The sequence below is a fragment of the Chitinivorax tropicus genome (genome assembly GCF_014202905.1).
GTDB classification, from domain to species: Bacteria; Pseudomonadota; Gammaproteobacteria; order Burkholderiales; family SCOH01; genus Chitinivorax; species Chitinivorax tropicus.
The window spans coordinates 1-11,612 of record NZ_JACHHY010000022.1 but is presented as its reverse complement, the minus strand read 5'-3'; the positions used below and the strand labels follow the sequence as shown (position 1 = coordinate 11,612).

The window sequence follows — 11,612 nt, the reverse complement described above, 5'->3', positions numbered from 1 at the left end:
TCAATAGGGACTGTGGGGATTATATCGGGCCTGTGGTGTTTTTCTATTTCAAAGCGTACCTTGGTCAGTGCTTGCCGTTGCACCGGGTTGGTGATGACTATTCCGTTTCAGCCAAGGCAGAGGCTGGGCTGGTGCTAATCTGGAAGCTGCCTGGGGTCTGCCAATCCAATACGATGGTGTACTGCTGTCCGGCCAAGGCAGAGGGTGGTTGTGGCAACAGATGGGGAGTAAAGAACTGCGCCAACCAACGTGCGTCAGCAGGGTCGGTGCAGTCGAGCTGTTCGGCAGCACCAGCCTGCAACACGACGCGGCAGCTCAGCCTGGGCAGCTGGCCCTGAAAGGCGAATTGCAGGGTGGCGATCCGCGATGCGAGTTGATGGCCTAATTGATCGATCCACTGCTGCTCAATGAAGGGATGTCTCGACGGCGGTGCTGATGTGGTCGGCTGGTGGGGCCAAGCCAAGGGCTGGTTGGCTGTGGGCGGGTCGATGTCCACTTCAGCTGAAGCAAGCGCTCTGGCGGGCAGGGGGGCGTTGGCTGTCAATGCCGGTGGGGTGGCCTGGGGCAGAGAGGGTGTGGCGGTGCGCTGGTCGTGAAATACCTCGACTTGATTGTGCATTGTCTTGGGCGCAGCGATTTCAGGTCTGGCCAGTGTGACCCATAAGCTGAAATGCGGGCGTCGCAGCTGCGGCTTGGGGGCCTGCCAGAGGCTGAACAGCAAGGCGTGGAGCAACAGAGCCAGCGCAACAGGCAGCACCCACCTTCTCATGTCGGACGAACTGTAACGACATGGCAGAGGGGCCGCCTGACCTGACATCATTACTGTGCCTTGATGACCCCGCCCACAACCGAGGCCCCGCCAGCTACCGAAGGCTCATCACCGATGGCAGGCGTGACGAAGCGTGCACTGGTCGGAAGCACCATGCTGGCACCTGGCAAACTCAGCGTGCTGCACTGGCCCAGGTCGATCTTCTTCAGGCGCTGCTCGGTTTCCAGTGCTTTGACCAGATAGGTCTTCAGGCTATTGGGCGCGGCGTCTGCCACCTCGGTTCCGGTGGCGATCGAGAACAGCGGCACAAAGCGTTTGCTTGGCCCGCAGGCGGCTTTCAGATTGGTTTCCGGGTCAAGGCAATCGCCGGGTATCCCGTGCAGATCGCCAAATCCGCCATACTCCAATTGAAATTTGGTTTCATTGAAGCCCAACGCGGCATTGGTATAAGCCAATGTAACCAGTTTCGGTGGGTCGAATTTGAGCACATTCCCCTGTGCGTCCTTCAACAAGGCCAGTTGATTCCAGTTATCGACTCCGGTCTGCCACGAGTAGAAGACATCCAATGCTTGCCAGGCTTTCCACGAGCAGGTTTCCGCAGGGTTCCAATCACAGGCCAGTTTGGCAAGATTGCCAGGCGAGGGCTCAAACAATGCCCCGCTTCGCACATCGCGCGTACCATCGACCGCCGCTGTCAACACCACAGGTGTCGTACCCTCCTTCAAAACCATGGCTGTGCTGTCAAAGCTGTAATCATGGCGCCCCGAGTTGAAGGCTTTATAGGGCTGTTGCCCAGCCTGCCCGAATTTGCTGGGGTCGGGGCAGCGCTCGTAGCATGCCAGCGTGGCAGGGACGGCATCACCTGGCGCAACTGGGGTCTGTACCATGATGGTTGCTTCTGAATCGTTGCTCAAAGATTTGACCCTGGCACCGCCAGGTTTGCTCGGGTCGGGCTCCTTGATGGCGATACGGATCGAGCCGCCAAGGGCCTGGGACCAGGCATTCAGGTCAAACTCGTTTTGTAGATCGCTGCTGGTCAGCGCGACAGGTGGATCGATCTCAGTCCACTGGGGCGGGCCGCTATGCTGCTGGGCTGGCATGGATTTAACCTTGAAGAATTTGCCTTGGCTTTTTTCCCACTTGATCTGATAACGGGTGGTGCCACCGACAGTTTGCCAATCCAGCAGTACACCAGCCATATCGGCCAGTGTCAGGGTCTTGCGCACATGCTGCTGTAAACGCCCGCCAGCCTTCAGCAAGGTGTACGCAGTGGTGGTGCTGTTGTTGCCAAAAGACTGTTTGAACACCGTGTCGCCATGATTCAGCACGACGCTTTCTGGGAAATGCAGCCCCCAGTATCCCACCCAGCCCTGATAGCTCTTGCTGCCTTGCGTGACGCGAATGGGAAACCCGGACGACACCTCCAGCCTGGCACCGGTCACACTGTCATATAGTGCATAGCGCCAGGACGTGTCTTCGGTCTGGTCGCGGCTGAAACAGGCATTGCCGGAGTCCGATGAGCGCAGGAACAAGCTGCTATTGAATGCGAACGCAAAACCCTTGTCTTTTTCCAATGTCTTGCCTGATCCGGCTCCTCCATCCGCAGTGCGTTGAATCACTGCAGCGTCCGTTCTTGGCTGGCCATTCTGGCGATCCAGCTCCTCCTGAAAGAAAGACAGCTGTGGGGCACCCGTGCCATCTTTGGCAACCTCGATGTAGCCTTTCATCTGTGGCTGCGCCGTCTGCACCTGCCCGTTGATCAAGGGATAGCCAATGAAATCCAGCTTGAACAGGCCATAAGGATTGGTGCTCGTGGCCGATTCGGTGGCCGTCATCGAAACCAGGATTTTCATCCCCGGCTTATCTGCCCTGCCGATGTCGGTCACCCAGAACTTGGCAAGCTGGGGTGCGGTGCTGTTGGCACGGGTAACGTCTACGATCCAGTCCATGTAATGTGGCGAATTGTCAGCTGTGCTTTCGCCGTTCGTGCTGTTGCTGGCATCGTCTCGATTGGCATTGCACAACTTCTGATCGACCAATGCCTTGTAAGGCCCCTTGTTCACAAAGCTTGGGTACTTGGTCTGGTTGAAATAACAGAGAATCTGATTGGCCATGGAAAACGTCTCGGCTGAGCGCTCATGGACATAGCGGCGGGCTTCATCTTTATTGAAATCCGAATCGGCAGGAACCGCCGCCACAAGCACGCCGGATGTGGCAAACAGACTGGACACCAAAGCGGGTACGACTTGGATAGGATCGTGGCGCATGGCTTCCCCCTGTCATTTCGCATCGACAACACTGACTTGCTCGGCTACTTTCAGCCCGGCTACTGTCGTGTCGGCAGGGGGCGTCGGCGTGGTAGCAGTCGAATCGCTGCCACCACCGCCACAGCTGGTGATGGCGTGCAGCAAAATGGCACCGGCAAGTAATGGGAACACCCGGCGATATGCGCTGTGCTTCATGTGTACTCCTTTTCAGCCTAGCAATACCAACACAAAATGAAGATGCAGGATTCGTTTTAGCGGCTGAAAAGCGACAGAGCCAATAGCAATCACAATCCATTCAATACAACTGAATAGCTGTGATCTATCAGTTGATTAAGACAAGTGAACGGATGATCGGCTTCTCCGCAAAGCCATCGATGGCAGCGGTTTCTTCTACGATTGAAAAGGGGCGGCAAGGGGAGGGCGATGTGCCGGAGAGTCGTTCCCAATCTGCCTGATCAGTCAGGTGGCAGCCATTACGACTTGAATGCGGGCCTGGCGGGGAATGGGCACGCTGCACCCAGTATGGTTTGGCACCGCATTCAATGATTGCTGGAGTGGATCAGCAAACGACCTTGGCCAGTTGTGGCTTCAACTGAAATGCCGGGAGGTGGTGGATAGGCTCATCGATATGAGACTCCCACTTTGCCAGAATCACATCCACCTTGGCGGCAAGCGCCCACTCGTTGGATTGGCGATAAGCCAAGGAAAGGCGACGAAGCTCGGTAACGACATCGTCAAAAGACTGGTCTTGGTTATGCATGATTTCCCCCTCAAACAATAATCAACAAACGCTACATCCGCCATCTGGGTGATGGATTGATCAGGGTGTCAGCACAAGGCTTGTCAAAAAAGAGATCGAAACGTTTACGGCGGCGCCACTATACCACTGATTGAAACATTTGTGCGGTGCGAAATGCAATATACGCAGTCGGCATATGACATTTGTAAGTCTGGCTTGATGTTGATCAATATATGGCATGCCATTTATCTCGTCTTGATTGGAATTTTTTATTTTTTCCATGTATAACAATATCTTAATTGTGTATTTATGATCTGTATCTGATCGGTGTGATTTTCAATAACGGTAAATTGCAGGAGCATATAAGTAAATCATGAAATAACCAGCTCGTATTTAAGTGGAGCAGAATATGTCGATTCCCGCGCTGAATGATGAACCCACACTTGATGACAAACTAGATCGGAAACCGCTGGTCAAAGCCATTGCAGAACAGATTGCCCATTGCACACCACCCATGGTGCTGGGCGTGCATGGCGACTGGGGAGCGGGCAAGACCAGTATGCTGAAACAGATCCGACGTTATCTGACGGGCGAGCACGATACAGGCAAAGACCAGCGTAATGACACAGAAAAAGTTGCCATCTACGACGAACACATTGTGACGGTCTGGTTCGAGGCTTGGCGCTATCAACACGAACCAGTGCCGGTAGTGGCCTTGCTGCAAGCGATGCGCAGGGCGTTGAGCACGCCTGACAAAATGGGTGCGCAAATCAAAAAAATCGGTGAGATCGCGTTTCGTGGTGTGTTGAATCAGATACATGACGCAGCAAAGACCATCAAGCTGGAAGGGCTGGTACCCAATGCGGAGAAAATCCAGGCATTAGGCGTGGCTTGGGAGAAAGAACACTTGGCAGAGCGCCTGCCCCCTGATCTGGTGCGGGACATGTTGTCCGATGCGCTGAGCAAGTTGCTACCAAAAAAGTCAAATAAACTACCATCGCCGCGACTGGTGGTTTTCATCGACGACCTTGACCGCTGCTCGCCAGAATCGGCCTTTCGACTGTTGGAGGGGCTGAAAATCTATCTGTCGTTGCCCAACTGTGTGTTTGTGCTGGGCATGAATCAGCAGGTGATTGCCGCCAACCTGGATAAATCACTACAACACGACACAGGTGTGACCGACAGCGCCCGCATCCGTGGCGAAGCCTACCTGGAAAAGCTTTGCACCAACATCTGGCGCCTGCCCTTGCCGCGCAATCGGGAGCAAGATCTGCTGGCCTGGGTGTGGGATCAGCAGAATAGGGGAAGTGATAAAACCAATGAAATCTTGGAGAATCTACACATCCGGTTGAAGAAGGCACTGGGTCGGGACGCCAAGACACAGGATCAGAACGCCAATGACCAGAAAAAGCTCGGGGACATTCCTTTTCTGCCGCCCAACCCGCGCCGACTGAAGGCGCTGGCCAACCTGATGCGGCGCATGGCTGTCGAGTATGAGCTGGCGAATCCCAGACGTGACAATAGTGATAAGCTATTGCCCAGATTGGATGAAGATACTGCACTGCATTTGCTGGTGGTTGCGTATGTTTACCAGTTCCATGGTGGAATATATGAGCGCTGGCATTACCAGCCGGATCTCTGGAGTGCCGTTCTGCAAAAGTGGGTGACTGGCCAGCTGGGCGTTGCAGAGAATCAGGCGATGCCTGAATGGCTGAAACCCTTGAAAATATTCATGTCAGAGAGCGTTGAAGTGGCGTCCCGGCTGCCTTATATGGAAGCGCACCCCAATCCTAGCTCGGTAGAGATTTTTTGGATTGCTCCATTGTTGAATCGTTATGATTTTCTGCCTAGTACCTTCAACGCATTTCTGAACATTGCCCCATGATGACTTCATTACTGCCTGCTGCTCACCACCTGCCCCTCCGCCGATACCTGGGCGAGGTGCAAAGGCAATACGGCCTGATCCGTTTTATCGCCATGCCCACCCTGCAAGACCGGGGCAATACCGCCATCGATCAGCTGTTTGTCAAGCCGCAGTTGTCGAAATCCTGGGTCTCACCCGATTTACCACTCGACGACTGGCCAGACTGTGACAGCATGCTCGATTGCCTGGCGCGCGAGCCACGGCTGGTGCTGCTGGGCGACCCTGGCAGTGGCAAATCGACCCTGCTCAGCTGGCTGGCCTGGCGCATTGCCGCCAGCATGGTGGCACGCCTGCCAGATGGCATCGATGGCACCATTCCTTTGGTATTTGTGCTGCGCGAGCTGCCGCTGGACACCCTCTTGTCAAAGACAGAAGCGGAAACCGCCGCGCCTGGCGAGGCCTTTCAACGCCTTCTGGCGGCGCTGCTGGCCACGCCCCTGGGCCTGCTGCTGAATACGGACGAGGCCCGGCCCTTGTTCGACACCTATCTGGCCGCTGGCAAAGTGGTGTTGATGCTGGATGGCTTCGACGAGCTGAGCCTGGATGGGCGCCAACGGGTGCGGGCTGCCGTGTGGGATGGCTGGCGGGCGCACCCTGATACGCGCTGGCTGATCACCTCGCGGATCGTCGGTTACGACGAATGCCGGCTGGATGGTGACCTCCCCACTGCCGAGGCCATGCACGGGCTTGCTCCGGCAGTGCCCGATGAGCTGCTGCGTGATGAGCTGGCCAAGCTGCACGAAGGCCGGACGCGGCGCTATGACGAGCTGGATCAGAGCCTGTGGGGGGGCAGGAAACACGCAGGGGGGGCGGGCACGGTGCAATCGGTGCCGCACTACCATGTCGTTCCCTTCGACGATGTCCGCATCCGTGCCTTCGCATACAACTGGTATGCGCTGCGCGACCACCCAGATAAGGCCAACAAAGACGCGGGCGATTTCATTCAGCAGATCGTCAAAGACAAGGCCACCTGGCGCCTGGCCCGCAGCCCGCAGCTGCTGACCATGATGGCGCTGGTGTTCCGCGTCAGGGCCCGCCTGCCGGAGGGCCGGGCGCTGCTGTACAACGACATTGCCCAGGCCTATCTGGAAGACATCGACCAATACCGAGGGCTGGCAAAGGACCAATATCCTCTGGAGCAGAAAAAGCGCTGGCTGGCCCGCATTGCCTTTGAAATGCAGTGCCGACGGCCCGCCACGACAGCCACCCCTGATCAGACTGGCATAGATCGGCACCTGCTGGCCAGCCGCGACGAGGTACTGGGCTGGATCGAACAAGCCATGCAGTCCTCGGCCTATCAGGCAGACCGTGCCTTTGCTGAAGATTACCTGCGCTTCGTGGTGCAACGCAGCGGCCTGCTATTGCCCAGGGGCGAGGATCAATTCGCCTTTCTGCACCTGACATTTCAGGAGTATTTCGCAGCGGTATTCATCCGCGAGCAGGTGCAACACCCCCACTTCTTCGCCAGCCGGCGTCAGGCCGGTGAGGTGACGACCAAATCGTTACAGGGCTGGGCCAGCCAGCAGCTGTGGCGCGAGGTGCTGGTGTTTCTGTTTGAGCTGTTTTCGCAAGAGGCGAGCTGGGCGAATGCGCTGCTGATCGAGTTGTTTGGCGAGCAGTTCAAGGTCATTCAAACCTATCTGGATAAACGCAGCAAGCAGAAATCACCTGGCTGGCCGAAAAATGCAAGGGACATGCACCAAATGGCTTGGCTGCTGGAGCGGCTGGTGATCAACCCGCATTCCGGCTTGGCGCACACGGCCAAGGCACAGGCTGTTGAATTGCTGGTAGACCTGTTTATGAGAGATATGAATTTTCCGTACAACAATGAAATTTGTATTGGTCATTTAATGGTAGATGCCGATTGGCATGCGCACACCCTTGCCGTATTACGGGTGCGCCGACCAACTGAGCTATATCTAGCGAGCGTGCGATTACAGCATGTTGACTGGCTTGCGCAGGAGTTTGGCCAACTTAAATTACTGGCTCTGATAAATTGCGATCTACATAAATTTCCAGATTTATCCAATTTGCCAGAATTACTTTCTTTGGATATTTCATTCAATGAAATCAGTGATTTATGTTGGGTGAAACCTTATTCTGAACTTAGAGCACTATATTTAGATGGCTGTGGTTTGAGGAATATAGAGTTCATTAGAAATTTTAATCGATTGAATAAAATCGCTATTCGTAGTAATGATATTGAAGATTTCTCGGTAATAAATAGTTGTTCATCTCTGAGAGGTCTGGCAATAGATGGAGCTGAAGATATGCGCTGGTTGTCAGGCAATAGTGGTATCACCCAGCTATTGGTTTGTGGAGCGGCAATAGATATGCGTTCCATCGCTTCGCTAAGCAATCTGAAACAGATCTGGCTGCATCAGATGGATGATGACGTCGCATTATCCATTGCGCCCCTGGCTGCTTTGGCCAAATTGGAATCCATTTATGTTCATCCTGCCCAGCTTCAGGACGAAGCCGCATTTGCAGCGGCTTTGGCATTGCAAGGCCGCAGATGCGAATGGGGCGAGCGGAGGTTACCCAGCCTGATTATTTATCCCAACCCCACGCCCAGCACCCCCGCCACGCCCCGGAAACGCCGCACCCAACAGCCCTGAGCAACAACTCTGCTCAATCAACCGCCCCCCCACAACCAGCCCGGCTTAGCCGGGCTGGTTCATTTCATACGCCAGCCAGCACGGTTTGCCTGATGCCCCGCGTGAAGTGGATGCGGGAAATGACGGGGCGCCATGGTTGCCCGCGATTTGGCCTTGTGCTGATCATGCCAATGGTGATCTCACCTGCTCAATTGATCTGGCTGGGTAGCCATTTTCCGGCTACCTGAGCTGCCGCCAGACAGGGCGACCAGTGCGCCGGTGCAGGTCAGAATGCAGCTGAATACCAGATGGGCTGTCAGGGTGCTTTCACCAATCAAAACAGATGCCACACCGCCAATGACAGGGAAAAAGGCAACCATATAGCCGCTTTGCGCGGCACCCAGGCGCGCCACCAACTGGAGATAAAATAGCCAGGCGGCGCAGGTTGCAATCACGGTCAAATACAGCAGCGCACCAATATAGGAAGGGGTGTGGGCGAATGTAGGTGTCAGGCCCTGGCTGTATGCATAGAGCGCCACCAATGCCGAGGCAAAGCACAGGCCAAGTGCATTGGCCTGGACTGGGTTGACCTCGTTTTTTGCATTTCGTGCTGAATAGACGTCCCCCATCGATGTAAGCAGGGTGCCGGACACCGCATAGAACATACCTGGTAATGCCGATGCAGAAGCGCCTTGCGATAACATCGGGTAGATCAGCACGCCCACCCCCGCCACGCCAATCAACCCACCAATCAACAACGCTTTATGTAAGCGCTGTTTCAAAAATATACGTAGAAAAATCGGCGTGCTGATGGTCTTCATGGAAAAGATCAGCGTAACGAGCGGCGCTGAGATCAGCTTGGTGGCATGGTAGAGCGCCAGATAGCTCGCCGCGAAATTGAAAAAGCCGAAAGCCAGTACCGACGAGATATCGTGCCGCTTCAGTCTGCTTTTCGGCTGCATCCAGGCGATCAGACAACAGAATAGGACAGCGCCGATCGCCAGCCGGTAGACCAATGACCATTCAACTGGCACCGCGTGGCCTTGTAGACGAATGGCAATGAAATTCAGGCCCCACGCCAGCAGGCAAAAGACATACATGAAAACGGTCATGGCAGATGGGTTCGGTTGAATCATTCAGGGGGAGTTGCGTGGCCTTGGGTGAGATGCAAGGGAGTGTTGTAGATCAGGTGTCGAAATATTCTAAATTCCACATCAATGCAGACATTGGTTTCCAAATTAACACAATTAGACTTCTATAGCTGTACAAAATAGAAGATCTGATTTTGCGCATTTAATGATTTGCTGGGGCTGGTAGGGCAAGTAGTCGCCGGCATATGGATTGTATCGTTCAACCTGAAGGTTGCCTCCCTTGACGAGTGCGAACTGAATGGAAATTGGCACCTCTAGGTGCCAATTTCCGTGGCTAACTGTCAGGATGCCAATGTCGGTCGAATGTTGAGCTGGTCGAATACGGTACACAGCGACTCACAGAGATGTGCAATATGTGCATCAGTATGGTTGGGGGTGACATTGATCCGGAATCGCTCGGTCCCAACCGGCACCGTTGGTGAATTGATCGGTTGAAGATAGACACGATGTTTGTGTAATAGCTCTGCGGCAGCAGTTTTACATTTGTTGGCATCACCGACCAATACAGGCAGTACATGTGTTGTGCTGCTGGGCATGATCTGAATACCACGTACTTCGAGCATGTGCCGCAGTTGTTCAGTTTTGGCGTGTAGCAAACACCTCTCCTCTTCGCTCTCCTTCAGGTGGCGGACTGATGCCAAGCAAGCGGCAACGATGGAAGGTGGCAAGGATGTGGTAAATATGAAGCCGGATGCGAGAGAGCGAATGACGTCAATCATTGAAGCTGTTCCTGTGATGTATCCGCCGATCACACCAATTGCTTTAGCCATTGTGCCTTGAATGATATCAATCTGGTCAGCCAGCCCTAGTGCCGCTGCTATGCCCGCCCCTCTTGGTCCATACATGCCGATCGCATGTACCTCATCCAGAAAAGTCAAAGCATTGTACTTTTTTGCAAGATCAATGATCTCGGCAATTGGACCAACATCACCATCCATTGAATAAATAGATTCAAATACAATAATTTTCGGACGGTCAAATGGATACTGTTTTAGCAAACTTTCTAAATGATATACATCATTGTGCCTGAATATTTGTCGCTCTGTGGGAACACTACGAATTCCATTGATTATAGAGGCGTGATTTTTCTCATCTGAAAAGACGATACAGTTTTCGAAGACCCTTAAAAGGCACTGCAATGTGGCATCATTTGAGCTATAGCCAGTTGGAAAAACCAGCCCTGCTTCTTTGTGATGCCATTCTGCTAATTCTGATTCCAATTCAGCGTACTGGAAGTGGCTGCCGCCAATATTTCGCGACCCACCTGATCCAGCGCCAAAGTCACGGATTGCACTCAGCATGGACTGAATTACCCCTGGATGCTGCGACATGCCCAGATAGTCATTACTACACCAAACGACAACGGGCGACTCATCTGATGAATTCCCGTCTAGGTACGCCAGGGGGTATCTACCTTGAATACGATTGATAGTGACAAATTCGCGGTATGCTTTACTTTTTTTGAGATCTGATAGTTTCTGCAGTAATATTTCTGAGTACATATTAGCTTTATTGAAAGTGAGTTTGATTAATCATGATTTAGATCATGCTCTTTAAAAAAGAAGTCAGGTGATGGGAGTGGTTTTTCCAAATCTATCGGAAAATTTATGCTTATTAATTGCCATTGGATTTTGGTTGTAATTATTAAGTGAAAAATATTCTACAGTGTTGATATGTGATGAGCAATGGTTTATATGCTTAATTTGTTTAATTAATAAAATGCGTATGTATATATTAATAAATATTTAATTGATTGGGTAAGCAATAATTACTTTGCTAAAGGCGGGTGGGTGGGGCGAAATCGTAATCCTAAGGTATTGAATTTGTGGTGCTTTGTATTTGAGCAAAACGTGTGATGCAGAATGGTTGCGCAGTCAGGGTGAAGATTGGACATTGGATTGGCCTGTCCCTTTATTTAAGCAAGTGGGGTGCGGTGAGACCGGCCTGCGGACCTGCGTAGTCAATTAGCACAAGTTATTGATCCGGCCCTTTGATGTTTTAACCCGCCGCATACTTGACTACCGGGTCCTGAAAATAGGCTCGGACGCGCTCCGGGGATTGCTCCAGCTACGTCATGTGTTCATTGGCTGCTTCGCGCAATTTTACTTTGGTACGTATCAGTGCACGCTTGCCCATGGCATGTTTTAGATCGGCGTTTAACCGCT

At 53.2% G+C, this 11,612-nt stretch carries 8 protein-coding genes and 1 pseudogene; 2 read left to right on the top strand and 7 right to left on the bottom strand.

Going from position 1 to position 11,612, the window contains the following annotated elements; genetic code table 11:
* Positions 1 to 97 precede the first annotated feature (97 nt).
* From HNQ59_RS15730 to HNQ59_RS15715, 4 genes are all read right to left on the bottom strand, one after another.
* Complete coding sequence (locus HNQ59_RS15730) at positions 98 to 769, bottom strand: hypothetical protein (protein WP_184041352.1); 672 nt, start codon at positions 767 to 769, stop codon at positions 98 to 100.
* Positions 770 to 819: 50 nt separating this feature from the next.
* Complete coding sequence (locus HNQ59_RS15725) at positions 820 to 3,036, bottom strand: hypothetical protein (protein ID WP_184041351.1); 2,217 nt, start codon at positions 3,034 to 3,036, stop codon at positions 820 to 822.
* Positions 3,037 to 3,048: 12 nt separating this feature from the next.
* On the bottom strand, positions 3,049 to 3,231 hold the full coding sequence (locus HNQ59_RS15720; RefSeq protein WP_184041350.1) for a hypothetical protein: 183 nt from the start codon (positions 3,229 to 3,231) through the stop codon (positions 3,049 to 3,051).
* Between the two features lie 364 nt (positions 3,232 to 3,595).
* Positions 3,596 to 3,796 (bottom strand): hypothetical protein, encoded by a 201-nt coding sequence (locus HNQ59_RS15715; RefSeq protein ID WP_184041349.1) that lies wholly within the window; start codon positions 3,794 to 3,796, stop codon positions 3,596 to 3,598.
* 388 nt (positions 3,797 to 4,184) lie between these two features.
* On the opposite strand from HNQ59_RS15715, the gene HNQ59_RS15710 reads away from it, so the two are divergent.
* Together HNQ59_RS15710 and HNQ59_RS15705 are read left to right on the top strand one after the other, a co-directional pair.
* Positions 4,185 to 5,660, top strand: coding sequence for a KAP family P-loop NTPase fold protein (locus HNQ59_RS15710; RefSeq protein WP_184041348.1), 1,476 nt, complete (start codon positions 4,185 to 4,187; stop codon positions 5,658 to 5,660).
* Complete coding sequence (locus HNQ59_RS15705) at positions 5,657 to 8,317, top strand: NACHT domain-containing protein (protein WP_184041347.1); 2,661 nt, start codon at positions 5,657 to 5,659, stop codon at positions 8,315 to 8,317. Before HNQ59_RS15710 ends, HNQ59_RS15705 begins: the two co-directional genes overlap by 4 nt.
* 179 nt (positions 8,318 to 8,496) lie before the next feature.
* On the opposite strand, the gene HNQ59_RS15700 is transcribed toward HNQ59_RS15705, so the two are convergent.
* From HNQ59_RS15700 to HNQ59_RS15690, 3 genes and pseudogenes are all read right to left on the bottom strand, one after another.
* Positions 8,497 to 9,408, bottom strand: a complete 912-nt coding sequence (locus tag HNQ59_RS15700) for a DMT family transporter (RefSeq protein ID WP_184041346.1) — start codon at positions 9,406 to 9,408, stop codon at positions 8,497 to 8,499.
* Positions 9,409 to 9,728: 320 nt separating this feature from the next.
* Positions 9,729 to 10,949 carry a 5-aminolevulinate synthase gene (hemA, locus tag HNQ59_RS15695; protein ID WP_184041345.1) on the bottom strand — a complete coding sequence of 407 codons (1,221 nt, stop codon included), beginning with the start codon at positions 10,947 to 10,949 and terminating at the stop codon, positions 9,729 to 9,731.
* A gap of 496 nt (positions 10,950 to 11,445) precedes the next feature.
* Positions 11,446 to 11,612, bottom strand: a pseudogene (locus tag HNQ59_RS15690) (IS630 family transposase); the annotation flags it as partial.

Coding starts and splice junctions, on each gene's coding strand:
- HNQ59_RS15730 (WP_184041352.1), bottom strand. CDS start 769: ATGAGAAGGTGGGTGCTGCCTGTTGCGCTGGCTCTGTTGCTCCACGCC.
- HNQ59_RS15725 (WP_184041351.1), bottom strand. CDS start 3,036: ATGCGCCACGATCCTATCCAAGTCGTACCCGCTTTGGTGTCCAGTCTG.
- HNQ59_RS15720 (WP_184041350.1), bottom strand. CDS start 3,231: ATGAAGCACAGCGCATATCGCCGGGTGTTCCCATTACTTGCCGGTGCC.
- HNQ59_RS15715 (WP_184041349.1), bottom strand. CDS start 3,796: ATGCATAACCAAGACCAGTCTTTTGACGATGTCGTTACCGAGCTTCGT.
- HNQ59_RS15710 (WP_184041348.1), top strand. CDS start 4,185: ATGTCGATTCCCGCGCTGAATGATGAACCCACACTTGATGACAAACTA.
- HNQ59_RS15705 (WP_184041347.1), top strand. CDS start 5,657: ATGATGACTTCATTACTGCCTGCTGCTCACCACCTGCCCCTCCGCCGA.
- HNQ59_RS15700 (WP_184041346.1), bottom strand. CDS start 9,408: ATGACCGTTTTCATGTATGTCTTTTGCCTGCTGGCGTGGGGCCTGAAT.
- hemA (WP_184041345.1), bottom strand. CDS start 10,949: ATGTACTCAGAAATATTACTGCAGAAACTATCAGATCTCAAAAAAAGT.